16 protein-coding genes are annotated in these 17,110 nt (G+C 70.9%); 13 read left to right on the top strand and 3 right to left on the bottom strand.

Annotation, left to right across the window (positions count from 1 at the left end; all coding sequences use genetic code 11):
- The 5 genes from uvrC to HF999_RS20330 all read left to right on the top strand — a co-directional run bounded on the left by uvrC (position 1) and on the right by HF999_RS20330 (position 6,817).
- Positions 1–2,007 carry an excinuclease ABC subunit UvrC gene (gene uvrC / locus HF999_RS20310; RefSeq protein WP_068569094.1) on the top strand — a complete coding sequence of 669 codons (2,007 nt, stop codon included), beginning with the start codon at positions 1–3 and terminating at the stop codon, positions 2,005–2,007.
- On the top strand, positions 2,004–3,071 hold the full coding sequence (locus HF999_RS20315; protein WP_168547628.1) for an SLC13 family permease: 1,068 nt from the start codon (positions 2,004–2,006) through the stop codon (positions 3,069–3,071). The genes uvrC and HF999_RS20315 overlap by 4 nt, the downstream gene beginning before the upstream one ends.
- Before the next feature lie 109 nt (positions 3,072–3,180).
- Positions 3,181–4,227: an iron ABC transporter substrate-binding protein gene (locus tag HF999_RS20320; RefSeq protein ID WP_168547629.1), complete on the top strand. Its 1,047-nt coding sequence runs from the start codon at positions 3,181–3,183 to the stop codon at positions 4,225–4,227.
- Positions 4,224–5,753, top strand: a complete 1,530-nt coding sequence (locus HF999_RS20325) for an ABC transporter permease (RefSeq protein ID WP_210734013.1) — start codon at positions 4,224–4,226, stop codon at positions 5,751–5,753. The genes HF999_RS20320 and HF999_RS20325 overlap by 4 nt, the downstream gene beginning before the upstream one ends.
- On the top strand, positions 5,750–6,817 hold the full coding sequence (locus HF999_RS20330) for an ABC transporter ATP-binding protein (RefSeq protein ID WP_168547630.1): 1,068 nt from the start codon (positions 5,750–5,752) through the stop codon (positions 6,815–6,817). The genes HF999_RS20325 and HF999_RS20330 overlap by 4 nt, the downstream gene beginning before the upstream one ends.
- A gap of 4 nt (positions 6,818–6,821) precedes the next feature.
- Here HF999_RS20330 and ggt read toward each other — a convergent pair whose 3' ends face one another.
- Positions 6,822–8,795: a gamma-glutamyltransferase gene (gene ggt / locus HF999_RS20335; protein WP_168547643.1), complete on the bottom strand. Its 1,974-nt coding sequence runs from the start codon at positions 8,793–8,795 to the stop codon at positions 6,822–6,824.
- A 93-nt stretch (positions 8,796–8,888) separates the two neighbouring features.
- Positions 8,889–9,362: a M15 family metallopeptidase gene (locus HF999_RS20340; RefSeq protein ID WP_168547631.1), complete on the bottom strand. Its 474-nt coding sequence runs from the start codon at positions 9,360–9,362 to the stop codon at positions 8,889–8,891.
- Positions 9,363–9,486: 124 nt separating this feature from the next.
- On the opposite strand from HF999_RS20340, the gene rapZ reads away from it, so the two are divergent.
- The 8 genes from rapZ to HF999_RS20380 all read left to right on the top strand — a co-directional run bounded on the left by rapZ (position 9,487) and on the right by HF999_RS20380 (position 16,499).
- A complete protein-coding gene (gene rapZ, locus HF999_RS20345; protein WP_168547644.1) occupies positions 9,487–10,344 on the top strand; it encodes an RNase adapter RapZ in 858 nt (285 codons plus the stop codon).
- The gene (locus tag HF999_RS20350; protein ID WP_168547632.1) at positions 10,341–11,288 is read left to right on the top strand and encodes a gluconeogenesis factor YvcK family protein; all 948 of its coding nucleotides are present in this window, start codon (positions 10,341–10,343) and stop codon (positions 11,286–11,288) included. Before rapZ ends, HF999_RS20350 begins: the two co-directional genes overlap by 4 nt.
- Before the next feature lie 198 nt (positions 11,289–11,486).
- A complete protein-coding gene (gene whiA, locus HF999_RS20355; protein ID WP_168547633.1) occupies positions 11,487–12,470 on the top strand; it encodes a DNA-binding protein WhiA in 984 nt (327 codons plus the stop codon).
- Positions 12,471–12,586: 116 nt separating this feature from the next.
- Positions 12,587–13,603: a type I glyceraldehyde-3-phosphate dehydrogenase gene (gap, locus tag HF999_RS20360; protein WP_168547634.1), complete on the top strand. Its 1,017-nt coding sequence runs from the start codon at positions 12,587–12,589 to the stop codon at positions 13,601–13,603.
- Positions 13,603–14,835: a phosphoglycerate kinase gene (locus HF999_RS20365; protein ID WP_168547635.1), complete on the top strand. Its 1,233-nt coding sequence runs from the start codon at positions 13,603–13,605 to the stop codon at positions 14,833–14,835. Before gap ends, HF999_RS20365 begins: the two co-directional genes overlap by 1 nt.
- 2 nt (positions 14,836–14,837) lie before the next feature.
- The gene (tpiA, locus tag HF999_RS20370) at positions 14,838–15,620 is read left to right on the top strand and encodes a triose-phosphate isomerase (RefSeq protein ID WP_168547636.1); all 783 of its coding nucleotides are present in this window, start codon (positions 14,838–14,840) and stop codon (positions 15,618–15,620) included.
- Positions 15,621–15,679: 59 nt separating this feature from the next.
- Positions 15,680–15,916 carry a preprotein translocase subunit SecG gene (gene secG / locus HF999_RS20375; RefSeq protein WP_168547645.1) on the top strand — a complete coding sequence of 79 codons (237 nt, stop codon included), beginning with the start codon at positions 15,680–15,682 and terminating at the stop codon, positions 15,914–15,916.
- Between the two features lie 136 nt (positions 15,917–16,052).
- Positions 16,053–16,499 carry a limonene-1,2-epoxide hydrolase family protein gene (locus tag HF999_RS20380; protein WP_168547638.1) on the top strand — a complete coding sequence of 149 codons (447 nt, stop codon included), beginning with the start codon at positions 16,053–16,055 and terminating at the stop codon, positions 16,497–16,499.
- A gap of 52 nt (positions 16,500–16,551) precedes the next feature.
- Here HF999_RS20380 and HF999_RS20385 read toward each other — a convergent pair.
- On the bottom strand, positions 16,552–17,110 hold a 559-nt coding region (locus tag HF999_RS20385; RefSeq protein ID WP_168547639.1), incomplete at its 5' end, for an HNH endonuclease signature motif containing protein.

Below are 17,110 nucleotides of genomic sequence, written 5' to 3' on the forward strand. Positions count from 1 at the left end.
GTGGCCGATCCGCAGAGTTACCGCCCCGCACCGGGCACCATTCCCACGCAGCCCGGTGTGTACAAGTTCCGGGACAAGCACGGCCGGGTCGTCTACGTCGGCAAGGCGAAGTCGCTGCGCAGCCGGCTGAACTCCTACTTCGCCGATGTCTACGGCCTGCACCCGCGCACCCAGCAGATGGTCACCACCGCGGCGTCCGTCGAGTGGACCGTGGTGGGCACCGAGGTCGAGGCGCTGCAGCTCGAGTACAACTGGATCAAGGAGTTCGACCCGCAGTTCAACGTCCGCTACCGGGACGACAAGACCTACCCGATGCTGGCGGTCACGCTCAACGAGGAGTACCCGCGGCTGTACGTCTACCGCGGGCCGCGGCGCAAGGGTGTGCGCTACTTCGGCCCGTACAGCCACGCCTGGGCCATCCGCGAGACGCTGGACCTGCTGCTGCGCGTCTTCCCCGCACGCACCTGCTCGGCGGGAGTGTTCAAGCGGCACAGCCAGATGGGGCGCCCCTGCCTGCTCGGGTACATCGACAAGTGCTCGGCGCCGTGCGTCGGTCGCGTCACGGCCGAGCAGCACCGGGACATCGTCCTGGACTTCTGCGACTTCCTCGCCGGCCGGACGGACAACCTGATCAAGCAGCTGGAGAACGACATGCTCACGGCCAGCGAGGAGCTGGACTTCGAGCGCGCCGCGCGCCTGCGCGACGATGTCTCGGCCCTCCGCAAGGCCGTCGAGAAGCAGGCCGTGGTGCTCGGCGACGGCACCGACGCCGATGTCATCGCCTTCTCCGCGGACGAGCTCGAGGCCGCGGTGCAGATCTTCCACGTCCGTGGCGGCCGGGTCCGCGGCCAGCGCGGGTGGGTGGTGGAGAAGCCCGGGGATGCGGAGCAGAACGAGCACGCGGAGCTGCTGGAGCAGTTCGTCACCCAGTTCTACGGCGAGGAGGCGGAGCGGGCGAAGCAGTCGGGTGCGGACGCGCCCAACCCGGTACCGCGCGAGGTTCTCGTCCCCGGCCTGCCGGACGACGCGGAGGAGCTGCAGGACTGGCTCTCGGGCTTGCGGGGCGCCCGCGTCTCGCTGCGGATCCCGCAGCGCGGCGACAAGCGCACCCTGATGGAGACGGTCGAACGCAATGCCGTCGAGGCCCTGCATCAGCACAAGCTCAAGCGCTCCGGCGATCTCACGGCCCGGTCGGCGGCCCTGCAGGGGCTGCAGGACGCGCTGGATCTGGACGAGGCGCCGCTGCGCATCGAGTGCGTGGACATCAGTCACATCCAGGGCTCCGACGTGGTGGCCTCGCTGGTCGTCTTCGAGGACGGGCTGGCCAAGAAATCGGACTACCGCCACTACGGCATCAAGGAGGCCGCAGGCGACGGCCACAGCGACGACGTGGCGTCGATCGCCGAGGTCACCCGCCGCCGTTTCCTGCGCCACAAGGCCGACGGCGGTGCCGGCGCCGGGACGGCCGACGCGGCGACCGACCCGGTCGCGGACTCGGGCGACGGTGGCGACCTGGCCCCGGAGGCCGCGATCGATCCGCAGACGGGGCGGCCCCGCCGGTTCGCGTACCCGCCGAACCTCTACGTGGTCGACGGTGGCGCGCCCCAGGCCGCGGCCGCGCAGGAGGTGCTCGACGAGCTCGGGGTCACCGATGTCGCGGTCATCGGCCTCGCCAAGCGGCTCGAGGAGGTGTGGGTGCCCGGCGAGGACGATCCGGTCATCCTCCCGCGCAGCTCCGATGCGCTGTTCCTGCTGCAGCGGGTGCGCGACGAGGCGCACCGGTTCGCGATCTCCTTCCATCGCAACAAGCGGTCGAAGCGGATGACGGTCAGCGCGCTGGACGCGATCCCCGGCCTCGGGGATACGCGGAAGGCCGCGCTCATCAAGCACTTCGGGTCCGTGGCCAAGCTGCGAGAGGCGAGCCTGGAGGACATCGTCGAGGTGCCCGGGATCGGGCTGACCACGGCGCGCACCGTGCTCGACGGTCTGCGGACCGACATCGCATGAGCGTCTCGAGCGTCGTGGCGCAGGTCGCCCCCGTCCTCGTCTTCCTCCTCGCGATCACGGTCGTCGCCGAGGTCGCGCAGCTCGCCGGCGTCTTCGAGGCACTGGGGGTGCTGGCCGCCCGGCTCGGCCGCGGCCGGGTGCTGCTCATGTGGCTGTGGGTGGTCCTGGTCGCGTGTGTGGCCACCATCGTCCTGAGCCTGGACACGACCGCGGTTCTGCTGACCCCGGTGGTCCTCGCGGCGGCGCTGCGCCTGGGAATCGCACCGCTGCCCTTCGCGATGACCACGGTGTGGCTGGCGAACACCGCGTCGCTGCTGCTGCCGGTCTCCAATCTCACGAATCTCCTTGCCGTGTACCACTTCGACGGCGGCGTGCGCGCGTACCTGGCGCTGTCGTGGCGGCCCGCGCTGGCCGCGATCGCGGTCACCGTGGTGGTGCTGTGGTCGCTGCACCGCCGGGCGCTGCGCGGCACCTACGTCGTACCGGAGCACGCGCCGCCGCCGGACCGGGTCCTGTTCGGCATCGCCGCGGTGGCCTGCGCCGTGCTCGGGCCCGCGTTCGCGTTCGGCGTCCCGCCCTGGGCGGCGGCGACGGTGGCCGCGGTGGTCCTGGTCGGCGCGCTCGCGGTCCGGCAGCCGCGGCTGCTCCGCGAGGTCGAGGTGCCGTGGCGGATGGTGATCATCCTCGCGGTCGTGTTCACCCTGCTCCAGGTGGCGCTGCGGCTCGGCCTGGAGGACGTGCTGCGTTCGGTCGCGGGTGCGGGCACGGCACCGTCGGACCTGCTGCGGTTGGCGGGGGTCGGGGCCCTCGCCGCGAACGGCGTCAACAACCTGCCGGCCTACCTCGCACTCGAACCCACCGCGACGGGCGAGCCCGTCCGGCTCATGGCGCTCCTGATCGGCGTCGGCGTGGCACCGGTCGTCACGCTGTGGGCGTCCTTGGCCACGCTCCTGTGGCGAGAGCGGTGCGCCCGCGCGGGGGTGCGGATCGATGCGCGACGGTTCGCCGGCCACGGTCTGATCCTGGCGGTGGCGGCGACCCTCGCCGCGGTCCTCGTGCTCTGAGGTGTCGGATATGCGGGGGTTCGTTCCCTTCGCTCCGGCTGGTTAGTGTAGCGTCGCCTTACTCCCGCCCGCCGTGAGTGATTTCGTTGCACAAGAAAAGGATTCGACGATGTCGTTGCGCACGCGTACCACCCTGGCCGCCGCATTGGTGGCGGTGGCCTCCCTCACGATCACCTCCTGTGGCTCGAGCAGCGACGGTGCCGCACCGTCGAGCGCCGGTGCCGCGGGCGGTGACCTGACTCTCTACAACGCCCAGCACGACAGCCTCACCAAGGAGTGGGTCGCGAAGTTCACCGAGCAGACCGGCATCAAGGTCACGATCCGGCAGGGCAAGGACTCGGAGCTGGCCCAGCAGATCATCGCCGAGGGCGATCGCTCGCCCGCGGACGTCTTCCTCACGGAGAACTCGCCGGCCATGACGCAGGTCGAGAACAAGGGCCTGTTCGCGGATGTCGACGCGGCGACCCTCGCCCAGGTGGGTGCGGGTCTCAAGCCGTCGACGGGGAAGTGGACCGGCATCGCCGCCCGTTCCACCGTGCTGGTCTACGACAAGCGCAAGCTCACCCCCGAGCAGCTGCCGAAGTCGATGACCGACCTCGCGAGCCCGGAGTGGAAGGGGCGCTGGAGCGCCTCGCCGTCGGGCGCCGACTTCCAGGCGATCGTCTCCGCGTACCTCCAGCTCAAGGGGGAGCAGGCGACCAAGGACTGGCTCGCCGCGATGAAGGCGGGCGCCACGGCCTACAAGGGCAACGGCGCCGCGATGAAGGCCGTCAACGCCGGCGAGGTGGACACCGCGCTGATCTACCACTACTACTTCTACGGAGACCAGGCCAAGACCGGCGAGAACTCCGGCAACGTGGGCACCCACTACTTCAAGAACCAGGACCCGGGCGCCTTCGTGTCGGTCTCGGGCGGCGGCGTGCTCAAGTCCTCGAAGAAGCAGGCCCAGGCGCAGCAGCTGCTGAGGTTCATCACCTCCAAGACCGGCCAGGAGGTCCTGGAGAAGGGCACCTCGTTCGAGTACCCCGTGGCGTCCGACGTCCCGGCTAACCCGAAGCTGGTCCCCATGGCCGACCTGCAGGCGCCGACCGTCGACCCGGGGAAGCTCAACGGCCCGCAAGTCGTGACACTGATGACCGAGGCGGGGCTGCTCTGAGGCTGCTCACCATCGCGGCCGCCGCCATTGCGGCGGTCGCGGCAGTGCCTCTGGGTTTCGTCGTCTACTCCGCGATCGACACCGGCTGGGCGGAATCCGTCCGGCTGGTGTTCCGCCCCCGCGTCGGTGAGCTGCTCGCCAACACCGTGCTGCTCACCCTGATCGCCGTGCCGCTGAGCGTCGTCGTCGGCGTGGCCGGCGCGTGGCTGGTCGAGCGGACCGTGCTGTGGGGCCGCCGGGCGTGGTCGCTGCTGCTCGCCGCGCCGCTCGCGATCCCCGCGTTCGTCGGGAGCTACGGCTGGGTGTCCGCGATTCCGTCGCTCGGCGGCCTGTGGTCCGGGGTGCTCATCGCCGTGCTCTTCTACTACCCGCTCGTCTACATCCCGGTGGCCGCCGCGCTGAGCCGGCTCGACCCGGCCCTCGAGGAATCTGCCGCCGCGCTGGGCCTGGGCCGCTGGGCGGTGTTCGTGCGCGTCGTGCTCCCACAGCTGCGCCTGGCCGCCCTCGGCGGCGCGGTGCTGGTGGCGCTGCACCTGCTCGCCGAGTACGGCGCCTTCGCCATGATCCGGTTCGACACCTTCACCACGGCGATCATGGTGCAGTACCAGTCGACCTTCAACGGCGCCGCGGGATCGATGCTCGCCGGCGTGCTCGCGGTGCTGTGCCTGCTCCTGCTGGTCGGTGAGATGGCGGCGCGCGGCAAGGCCCGGTACGCGCGCATCGGCTCCGGTGCCGTCGCGGTGCCCGCTCGAATCCCGTTGGGCCGGCTTCACATCGGCGCGCAGCTGGCGCTGCTGGCCCTCGTCGCCGCGGCGCTCGGGCTGCCGCTGTGGTTCGTCGTGCGGTGGACCGTACGCGGTGCTGCGGCGACGGTGCCGGCCGACCTGATCGAGGCCCTCGGCACCTCGCTGGGCTACGGCGCGGCGACGGCGGTGCTCACCGTCGCCGCCGCGTTCCCGCTGGCCTACCTCGCCGTCCGGGCGCCGAACCGGATCACCCGCACGCTGGAGGCGTCCACGTACGTGAGCAGCGCGATGCCGGGCATCGTCATCGGGCTCGCGCTGGTCACGGTCTCCATCCGGGCGTTCCCGGACCTGTACCAGAGCGCGACGGTGCTCGTGGTGGCCTATGTCATGCTGTTCCTGCCGCGCGCCGCCGTCGGGCTGCGCGCCGGACTGGCGCAGGCCCCGCAGTCGTTGGAGGAGGCCGCCCGCGCGCTGGGCGCCGCGCCGCCGGTGGCGTTCGCGCGCATCACTGCGCGGCTCACCGCGCCCGCCTCGGCCGCGGGCGCGGCCCTCGTCTTCCTGGCGGTCACGAACGAGCTCACGGCGACGCTCCTCCTCGCGCCCAACGGCACTCGCACCCTCGCGACCGAGTTCTGGGCGAAGAGCAGCGAGATCGACTACGCCGGGGCCGCGCCCTACGCGCTCGCGATGGTGTTGCTGTCCCTACCCACCACCTACCTACTGTTCCAGCAGTCCCGACGGTCCGCCGGACGCAGCACCCGAGCCGGGGGAGACGGATGAGCGACGATCGCACGCACACGGGCGCCGAGCTGCAACTGCGCGGACTCACCAAGCGCTTCGGCGCGGAGACGGTGCTGCGGGAGGTGGACCTGACGGTGCCCGCCGGCTCGATCACCGCGGTCGTGGGCCCCTCGGGATCCGGTAAGACGACGTTGCTGCGCCTGGTCGCGGGGTTCGCGCGACCCGACGCCGGCAGCGTGCGTCTGGGCGATCGCCAGCTGGCCTCCGGCACGGCCTGGGTCGCGGCCCATCGGCGGGGCGTCGGTTACGTGGCGCAGGACGGTGCGTTGTTCCCGCACCTGTCGGTCGCCCGCAACATCGCCTTCGCGATGGGGCCGTCACTGCCGGTGCGGCGGCGGGCCGCGGCCGGGCGAGTCGGCGAGTTGTTGGAGACGGTCTCGCTGGATCCCGCACTCGCGCGGCGCTATCCGCACGAGCTCTCGGGCGGCCAACAGCAGCGGGTCGCCCTGGCGCGCGCCCTCGCGGGCCGCCCGCGGATCATGCTGCTCGACGAGTCCTTCTCCGCCCTCGATGCGGGCCTGCGCGTGTCGACGCGCGCCGCTGTCGCGGAGGTCCTGGGGGCGGCCGGGATCACCACGGTGCTCGTCACGCACGATCAGGCCGAGGCGCTCTCCTTCGCCGACCAGGTCGCGGTGCTGCGCGACGGTGCCCTGGCGCAGGTCGGCCCGCCGGCGGGGGTCTACGCGCGTCCCGAGTCCGAGGTCGTGGCCCGGTTCCTCGGTGACATCGTCCTGCTCGACGGTGCCGTCGAGGGCGCCGTCGCCGACACCGCGCTGGGGCGGATCCCGCTGGCGGAGGCCACCTCCGATGGCGCAGGTGCGAAGCGGACCATACTGCTGCGGCCCGAGCAGATCCGGATCGCGGGGGAGGGCGTGCCCGCCACCGTCACCCGGGTGGAGTTCTTCGGTCCGGACGCGACGGTCACCGTCGCACTGGGCGACGGGACCGTCGTCGTTCTCCGGCACCCGAGCACCGAGCTGCCCGCGGCGGGCGACGCGGTGCGGCTGCGCGTGGTCGGCTCCGCGGTGCTCCTGGCGGCCTGATGGGTCAGGATCCGCCGAGAACGACCCCCTCGCGGCGCGGGTCGACACCGCCGGCGTAGACATCGCCCTGTTTCACGATCGCCGACAATCCGGAGACCTGCGGCGCGAGGTTGAGCTGATGGCCGAGCGCCCGCAGTTGTTCGACGACCTTCTTCCCCTCCTCGGTCGCCAGCACGGGATGGGCGCTGTCCACGTTCGTCTTCGGCGAGTTGGCGGCGCCGAAGTTCACCATGCCCACCGCCTGCTGCGGGTTGAGCTGCCAGTCCGTGAGCCCGATGATCGTCTTGATCACGAACTGGATGATGACGGCGCCGCCGGGGGATCCGAGCGCGCCGAGCACGTCTCCGCGGCCACCGTCGGAGCCGCGGGCGAACAGGATCGTCGGCGACATCGAGCTGCGGGGCCGCTTGTTCGGCTGCACCCGGTTCGCGACCGGCTGCCCGGTGGAATCGGTGGGCTCCGCGGAGAAGTCGGTGAGCTGATTGTTGAGCAGGAAGCCGTCGACCATGTGGTACGAGCCGAACGCCGACTCGACGGTGGTGGTCATCGACGCCACGTTGCCGTACTTGTCGAGCACCGTGATGTGGCTGGTGCCGTGCTCGGGTGTGGTGGTGACACCCGGTGTGGCGGTGTCGAACTCGCCGGGTTTGGCGGTACCCATCGTCTTGTTCCGGTCGATGAGCTTGGCCCGGCCCGCCAGGTACGCGGGGTCCACGAGCGCGGCGGGGGAGCCGCCGGGCAGCGGGATGAAGTCGGGGTCGGCGATGTACTTGTCGCGGTCCGCGTACGTGAGCCGCTCGGCCTCGGAGATCAGGTGGATCGCCTCCGCGGTCGGGATGCCGCCGTCGGGGCCGGGATCCGCGCCGTGCACCGCGGCCGGTCCGAGCTTCGACAGGTCGAAGGAGCCCAGGATGCCGAGAGCCTGCGCGACCGTGATCCCGCCCGACGAGGGTGCGGGCATGCCGCACAGCTCGCGGTCGCGGTAGGGGGTGCAGACGGCCTCACGGATCTTCACGGCGTACTTCGACAGGTCCTCCGTCGTCATCGTGCCGGCGGTGCGGCCGCCCGTGGTGTCGTGCACGGACGCCACGATCGCGTCGGCGATCGCGCCGGTGTAGAACGCCTTCGCGCCCTCGGATGCGATGGCGCCCAGAGTCTTCGCGTAGGCGGGGTTGGTGAGTTTGACGCCCGCCTTCTTCGGCGCACCGTCGGGCTCGCGGAAGTAGGCCTTGAGGTCCGCGTCGTTCACGAAGTTCTTCGACTCGTCGGAGATCGCGCCGGCCAGGCGCGGGCTGATCTCGAACCCGTCGTCGGCCAGCTTCACCGCCGGATCGAACAGCTCGCGCCAGGTCTTGTTGCCGTGCTCGCCCTGGACCGCCTCGAGCAGGCGGAGCGCGCCGGGGACGCCGATCGCCCGCCCCGACGACCGGGCGTCGGGCTTCGGTGTCGTCCGCTCGGTGGGCGAGATCCAGCGCAGGTAGTTCTCGTCGGCGCTGGCGGGCGCCGTCTCCCGGCCGTCGTAGGCCTGGACCTTCTTGGTCTTCGCGTCGTAGTAGAGCAGGAAGGCGCCACCCGCGATCCCGGAGGACTGGGGCTCCACGAGCCCGAGCACCGTCTGCGCCGCGACGAGTGCGTCGGCGGCGGTGCCGCCCTTGGCGAGCACCTCGCAGGCGGCCCTCGTCGAGATCGGGTTCGCGGTGGCCACCGCGTAGTCCTTGGTGTGGGTGACCGGGAGGCCGGACCGGTAGCCGGACGAGCCCTCGGGGTTGGTACTGATGTCCCGCGGACCGTTCGGCGACGAAGTGGCCGAGGGCTGGTACATGGTGCCCGCCGCGCCGGTCGCGTCGCAGCCACCCGCCGCGATCGTCACCGACGACGGTCCGCCGGACGAGCCGGCGTCCGACCCGGACGTCCCGCACCCCGCCACGGCGAGGGGGATCACGAGCGCGGCTGCCGCCGCAGACCTGAGATGGAACATGGAGTCCTCCAAGGAGCGAGATCCTCGCAACCTAACACCGGCCCGCGACCGGCGGGGATGCTTCTGCGAGACCTCGCGCAGCTTCAGCGCACGTCAGCGGACCGAGGCATCGGGCACCGTCGGCGGGCATTGGCCGCCGGCCGAGGTGGCGAGCTCGAAGTGCCACCACTCGTTGCCGAAGGTGCGGCACAGGCCCCACCGGTTCCCGTTCGCCTGCAACCACGCCGCGCCCTGCAGCGGGCCCACGTCCACGGCGTCGCCGCTGACGTGCGTGGACTCCGCCGGCGGCAGTACCCATCGGCGTGCGGCGGCGGGCGAGCCGTACTCCGCGACGCCCTGGGTCCACAGCGCCTCCTGCTGGTCCCAGGAGCGCTTGCCGGACGTGACACTGAGCACCACGCCCTCCGCGGCCGCGGCGCGGTACGCGGCCGAGTAGGCCTGCGCGAGGAGCGGATCGAGCCCGACGGTGCCCGGCACGGTGTCGGCCGACGCGACGGGCGCGACCAGCACGGACGCCGCCGCCGCGAGGGCGGCGGCGAGGAGTACGACGGTGTGAGGGCGGGACACGTCTGAAGACTCTAGGCTGGGTGCGGTACCGACGAGCGACGAGGAGGGGACCGTGCGCCCGACCGGGGACCGGGAGACCAGAGCGGAGGAGCGGACCGTCGGCGAGCACCGCAGCGACGGCCCGATGGACGTCCTGCTCGTGACCGGGCTGTCCGGTGCGGGCCGCGGCACGGCTGCGAAGGTCCTCGAGGATCTCGGCTGGTACGTCGCCGACAACCTGCCGCCCGCGCTGATCAGCAACATGGTGGACATCTCGCTGACGGACGAGTCGCGGATCCACCGCCTGTGCATCGTCACGGACGTGCGTTCCCGCACCTTCACGGGCGACTTCGCGAACATCCGGCGCGAACTCGAGGGCAAGGACATCGAGCCGCGGGTGCTGTTCCTCGACGCCTCGGACGAGACGCTGATCCGCCGGTTCGAGCAGGTGCGCCGCAAGCATCCGCTCCAGGGCAGTGGCACGCTCGCCGAGGGGATCGCCGCGGAACGCCGGATCCTGCAGCCCATCCGGTCGACGGCCGACCTCGTGCTGGACACCTCGAACCTGTCGGTGGCCCGGCTGCGCGAGACGATCGAGAACTCCTTCCGCACCCTGCGGTCCGGGACGATCACCGTCACCGTCGAATCGTTCGGCTTCAAGAACGGGATCCTGCTCGACGCGGACATGGTGCTGGACGTTCGGTTCCTGCCGAATCCCTTCTGGGTGCCGGAACTGCGGCCGCTCAACGGCCTCACGGCCGAGGTGTCCGGATACGTGCTGGGGCAGAGCGGGGCATCGGAGTTCCTCGATACGTACGCGAAGCTGCTCGACCCGCTGCTCGACGGCTACCGCCGGGAGGGCAAGACCTACCTCACCGTGGGGATCGGCTGCACCGGCGGCAAGCATCGCAGCGTCGCGATGACGGAGGAACTGGTGCGTCGGCTGTCGGGCGAGCCGGGCATCGAAGTGCGTGCGGCGCACCGGGATCTGGGGCTGGAATGACTGCACCGTTGAAGGTGGCCTCGCTCGGCGGCGGTCACGGACTGTTCGCCACCCTGCGTGCGGCCCGCGCACTGGACGCGGAGATCACGGCGATCGTCACCGTCGCCGACGACGGCGGATCATCCGGCCGGTTGCGCGGGGAGCTGGGCATCATTCCCCCGGGGGACCTGCGGATGGCGCTCGCGGCACTCATGCCCGACGATGAGCGTGGCGAGTTCTGGGCCGGGATCCTGCAGCACCGGTTCGGCGGCGGTGGGGCGATGGCCGGTCACCCGGTGGGGAACCTGTTGCTCGCCGGGTTGTGCGAGGTGCTGGGCGACCCCGTCGAGGCGCTCGACGCCATCGGGGACAGGTTCGGGGTGCAGGGCAGGGTGCTGCCGATGGTGCCCGGCCCGCTGCGGATCGAGGCCGATGTGACCGGGCTGGAGGATGATCCGCGCCTCTCGCGCGTGATCCGCGGCCAGGTGGCCGTCGCCGTGACCCCGGGCCAGGTGCGGCGGGTGCGGCTGCTGCCCCCGCATCCGGAGGCCTGCGTGGACGCGATCGACGCGATCATGGCCGCCGACGTCGTGACCCTGGGGCCCGGTTCGTGGTTCAGCTCCGTCATCCCGCACGTGCTGGTCCCCGAGCAGCTCGACGCGCTGCAGCGCACGTCCGCGCGCCGCGTGCTCATCCTCAACCTGGCGCCCGAGCCGGAGGAGACCGGCGGGTACTCGCCGGAGCGGCACCTGCACGTGCTCGCCGCGCACGCGGAGGGCCTGGCCTTCGACGACATCATCGTCGACGCCGCGACGGTGCCGCCGGGCACCGAACGTGAGCACCTGGTCCGCGCGACCGCGCTGTTCGGGGCCCGTCCGCACTTCGTCGACGTGGGCGTCCCCGGATCGCACCAGCACGATCCGCTCGCCCTGGCGCGCGGGCTGCGGGCGGTGTTGGCCACCTGACCCGATGTGGATCCGCACCGGGCGTGTCATCGATCCGCACCGGGCGTGTCATCCGACCGGACGAAATTCGGCGGAGAACCGCCACGTCGAGAGGCCCCTCGGGCGCCGGGCCTCGCCGACGTCACCGTTGCTCCCGGTAATGGCCTACAGTGAATGTCTCTTCACACAATCCGTACTCGAAGCCGGAAGGACGGCGCAGTGGCGCTCACATCCCAGGTCAAGGACGAGCTCAGTCGGCTCTCCATCACCCAGGTGAGCGCGCGTCGCGCAGAGGTCGCCTCCCTCCTGCGGTTCGCGGGCGGCCTGCACATCCAGGGCGGCCGGGTGATCGTCGAGGCCGAGGTGGACATGGGGATCACCGCCCGCCGCCTCCGCAAGGAGATCCTCGACCTGTACGGCTACAACTCCGACGTGCACGTCCTCGGCGCGGGCGGCCTGCGCAAGGCCGCGCGGTACATCGTCCGCGTGGTCAAGGACGGCGAGGCCCTCGCGCGGCAGACCGGCCTGCTCGACATGCGCGGGCGCCCCGTCGTCGGCCTGCCCTCCCAGATCGTCGGCGGCTCGGTGCACGACTCGGAGGCCGCCTGGCGCGGCGCCTTCCTCGCCCACGGCTCGCTCACCGAGCCGGGGCGCTCCAGCGCGCTCGAGGTGTCCTGCCCGGGCCCGGAGGTCGCGCTCGCCCTCGTCGGTTGCGCGCGCCGGCTCGGCGTCACGGCGAAGGCCCGCGAGGTCCGTGGTGCGGACCGCGTCGTCGTCCGCGACGGCGAGGCGATCGGTGCGCTGCTGACCCGCATGGGTGCGAACGACACGCGCCTGGTGTGGGAGGAGCGGCGCATGCGGCGCGAGGTCCGGGCCACCGCGAACCGTCTGGCGAACTTCGACGATGCCAATCTCCGACGGTCCGCCCGGGCCGCCGTGGCCGCCGCCGCGCGGGTCGAGCGCGCGCTCGAGATCCTCGGCTCGGACGTGCCCGATCACCTCGCGCAGGCGGGATCGCTACGCGTGCAACACCGTCAGGCCTCGCTGGAGGAGCTCGGCCAGCTCGCCGACCCCCCGATGACCAAGGACGCCGTTGCCGGGCGGATCCGCCGGCTGCTCTCGATGGCCGACAAGCGGGCGGCCACCGACGGTGTGCCGGACACCGAGTCCGCCGTCACCGCGGACATGCTCGACGAGGGCTGAAGCAGGCCCGAACGGGCATGAACGGCACCGATCGGACACTGTCGACAACCGAGCGGGGTGGGTGCGCGGGAGCTACCGTTGACGGGCAGGCATTCCTCACCCGAAGGAGCTCCACTGTGACTGTTCGAGTAGGCGTCAACGGGTTCGGCCGGATCGGCCGGAACTTCTTCCGGGCGGTCGCGGCCCAGAAGGCGCTCGGTACGACCGACATCGAGATCGTGGCGGTCAACGACCTCACCGACAACGCCACCCTCGCCCACCTCCTGAACTTCGATTCGATCCTCGGCCGGTACGACGCCGACATCGTGGCCGAAGGCGATGTCATCCGCGTCGGAGATCAGAGCATCACCGCGTTGGCGGTGCGCGAAGGGCCGGCGGCGTTGCCCTGGGGCGACCTCGGCGTGGATGTTGTGATCGAGTCGACCGGGATCTTCACCGCCCGCGATAAAGCCAAGGGCCACCTCGATTCCGGCGCCAAGAAGGTCATCGTCTCCGCGCCCGCGGCCGACGCCGACATCACGATCGTGATGGGCGTCAACGACGACAAGTACGACGGCAGCCAGGACGTCATTTCCAACGCCTCGTGCACTACCAACTGCCTCGGGCCGCTCGCCAAAGTGGTCAACGACGAGTTCGGCATCGTCAGCGGACTGATGACCACGGTCCACGCCTACACGCAGGACCAGAATCTTCAGGACGGTCCGCACAAGGACCTGCGTCGCGCTCGTGCCGCCGCGATCAACGTCGTACCCACCTCGACCGGCGCGGCCAAGGCCATCGGCCTGGTGCTGCCGGAGTTGGCGGGCAAGCTGGACGGCTACGCGCTGCGTGTGCCGATCCCCACCGGGTCGGTGACCGACCTGACCGTGGAGCTCGAGAAGAAGGCCGGAGCCGAGGAGATCAACGCCGCGATGAAGGCGGCCGCGGAGGGGCCGCTGAAGGGCATTCTCCGGTACTACGACGCCCCGATCGTCTCCTCCGACATCGTCACCGACCCGGCCAGTTCGATCTTCGACGCGGGATTGACCAAGGTGATCGGAGATCAGGCTAAGGTCGTCTCCTGGTATGACAACGAATGGGGCTACAGCAACCGCCTCGTGGACCTCACTGATCTGGTAGGTAAATCGCTCTGATGACCGTTTCCACACTTTCCGACCTGCTGTCCGAGGGCGTCGAGGGCCGCACCGTGCTGGTCCGCAGCGACCTGAACGTGCCGCTCGACGACAACGGCGTGATCACCGACGCGGGCCGCATCATCGCCTCGGTGCCCACCCTCAACGCGCTCGCCGAGGCCGGCGCCAAGGTGATCGTCACGGCGCACCTCGGTCGCCCCAAGGGCGCGCCCGACCCGAAGTTCTCGCTCGCACCCGTCGCCAAGGAGCTGGGGGAGCGGCTGGGCCGCAACGTCCAGCTGGCCGGCGACGTGGTGGGCCAGGACGCGCTCGCCCGCGCGGAGGGCCTCACCGACGGTGACGTGCTCCTGCTGGAGAACGTGCGCTTCGACCCGCGCGAGACCAGCAAGGACGACGCGGAGCGCGAGGCGCTCGCCCGGGACCTCGCCGAACTCGTGGAGGTCTCCTCGCACGCCGGCGAGGGCGCCTTCGTCTCCGACGGCTTCGGCGTGGTGCACCGCAAGCAGGCGTCCGTGTTCGACGTCGCGAAGCTGCTCCCGGCGTACGCCGGCGGTCTCGTGGAGGCCGAGGTGCGGGTGCTCGCGCAGCTGACGGAGAACCCGTCGCGCCCGTACGCCGTGGTGCTCGGCGGCTCGAAGGTCTCCGACAAGCTCGGTGTCATCCGCGCGCTGGCACCCAAGGTCGACACCCTGGTGATCGGCGGCGGCATGGCCTTCACCTTCCTCGCGGCGCAGGGCTACTCCGTGGGCACCTCGTTGCTGCAGGAGGACCAGATCGACACCTGCAAGCAGCTGCTGGAGGAATTCGGCGACGTGCTGCACCTGCCGGTCGACGTCGTGGTCGCGGACGCCTTCGCCGCCGATGCCACGTCGAAGACCGTGGCTGCGGACGCGATCGAGGACGGTTGGATGGGCCTGGACATCGGCCCCGCGTCCGCGCGGCGCTTCGGGTCCGTGCTCACCGAGGCGAAGACGGTGTTCTGGAACGGCCCGATGGGCGTCTTCGAGTTCCCGGCGTTCGCCGCGGGAACCAAGGCCGTCGCCGAGTCGGTCATCAAGGCCACGACGGGCGGCGCGTTCACCGTGGTCGGCGGCGGCGATTCCGCGGCCGCCGTGCGGACCCTCGGCCTCGACGAGGACGGCTTCAGCCACATCTCGACCGGCGGCGGCGCGTCGTTGGAGTACCTCGAGGGCAAGGAGCTCCCGGGGCTGCAGGTCCTGGAAAGGGGCTAGTCATGAGTCGCAAGCCGCTCATCGCCGGCAACTGGAAGATGAACCTCAACCACCTCGAGGCGATCGCGGTGGTGCAGAAGCTGGCGTTCGCGCTGCCGGACAAGTACTTCGCGCACGTCGACGTGACGGTCATCCCGCCGTTCACCGACCTGCGTTCGGTGCAGACCGCAGTCGACGGTGACGACCTGAAGATCACCTACGGCGCGCAGGACCTCTCGCCGCACGACTCAGGTGCCTACACCGGCGACATCTCCGGCGCCTTCCTCGCCAAGCTCGGCTGCACCTACGTGGTGGTCGGGCACAGCGAGCGCCGCACGATCCACGGGGAGACGAACGAGATCGTCCTCGCCAAGACCAAGGCGGCGCTGCGGCACGGGCTCACGCCCATCGTGTGCATCGGCGAGGGCCTGGACATCCGCGAGCAGGGCACGCACGTCGCCTACAACGTGGAGCAGCTCAAGGGTTCCGTCGCCGGCCTCACCGCCGACGAGCTGTCCAAGACCGTGATCGCCTACGAGCCCGTCTGGGCGATCGGCACGGGCAAGGTCGCCACCCCGCAGGACGCGCAGGAGGTGTGCGCGGCGGTCCGTGCCACCGTTGCCGAGCTGGGCGGCGCCGAGGTCGCGGCGGGGATCCGCGTGCTGTACGGCGGCTCGGTGTCGAGCAAGAACGTCGGCGAGCTCATCGCGCAGACCGACGTCGACGGCGGCCTCGTGGGCGGCGCTTCGCTCAAGCCGGACGAGTTCGCGGCGCTGAGCGCGATCGCCGCGGGCGGACCGCTCTGACGCGGGCGCGCTGACCGTCGACCGACGACCGGAAGGTAGACTGCATTCTCGTGGAAACTTTGCAGCTGGTGCTGAAGATCGCCATCATCGTGCTGAGCCTGCTGCTGGTGGTGCTCGTCCTGCTCCACCGCGGTAAGGGCGGCGGCCTGTCGTCGCTGTTCGGCGGCGGTGTGCAGTCATCGCTCTCGGGCTCGTCGGTGGTGGAGAAGAACCTCGACCGGGTCACGATCTTCGTCGGGATCGTCTGGACCGTGTGCATCATCGGCGTCACACTGAGCATCAAGCTCAGTTCCTGACGCGGTCGACCGAACGCGGACGGCGCCTCGAACCCCAGGGTTCGAGGCGCCGTTGTCGTTCCCGGGGTCCTGGCGCGCCGCATCTCCGCCCTCGGGCGGACGACGTGGGTGCTTGGGCCGAGGTACTGTCGGGCCCATGACTGAGGCGGTTGTACTCGACGAGCAGGCGACGGTGCTGGAGTTCCTTGCGAACCTGGCGGACGGACGCGCGGAGGATACCGTCGCCGCATTCTCCGATGACGTGGTCTACACGAACGTCGGCCTGCCCACTCTGCGGGGGCGCGAGCGCGCGGGCCGTGTGATCCGGGCGCTCGCGCGGCCCGGGCTCGGATTCGGTGTGGAGGTCACCTCCATCGCGTCCGACGGTGCCGTGGTCCTCACCGAGCGCATCGACGAGTTGCGCGTGGGACCGCTGGCCGCCCGGTTCTGGGTGTGCGGGCGGTTCGACGTGCGCGACGGTCAGATCGTGCTGTGGCGCGACTACTTCGACAACCTCGATATCGCCAAGGGGGTGTTGCGCGGCCTGCTCGCCCTCGCGATCCCCGCCGCGCAGCGGAAGATGACGCCACTGCAGCGGCGATAGGTCTGCTGTTCCGCGTCGCCTGAGGGCGTCATGCCATGGTGAGCGCCGGCTCTCAGTAGGGCGGTGGGCTGTCGAACGTCGGGGCTGGTCGTTGGTGGGGCATGCCGATGACGCGCATGATGTCGATCTCGACCTCGCTGTTGGGCAGGGCTTTCCGGTCCTTTTCGGCCTGGAACGCGGTGACGGTGTCGCGGCGGCGGCGTTCGCGGCGGGCGTGTTCGCGTTGCAGGCGGGTGCGGCCGCCGGGTTGCGCTGTGCGAGTGTCGGCAGTCTCCGGCGACGCCGTGGGGAGGTCCCATTCGATGCGGGTGAGGTCGGGGAAGAGTTGCAGCATGATGCCGGTGGGGTCGACGATGTAGCGCCTGCCGTCGGGTGCGGTCCACAGGATCCGGCCGTCGGGTAGCCGGGCGTCGATCCACTGGCCTGCTGTTTTGAGTTGGTGGTGGCTGATGCACAGCGGTTGGATCTGCTCGGCGGTGGTCTTTCCGCCGAGTTCGGGTGCGGTGTGGTCGTATTCGCGGCGGTGGTCGATCTGCGCGCGGGCCGCGGGCCGGTTGCAGTGGGGGAACACGCACCGCGGGTGGATCAGCCGCAGGTAGCGGCGCAGGTCC

The organism is Tsukamurella spumae (assembly GCF_012396015.1).
GTDB classification, from domain to species: Bacteria; Actinomycetota; Actinomycetes; order Mycobacteriales; family Mycobacteriaceae; genus Tsukamurella; species Tsukamurella spumae.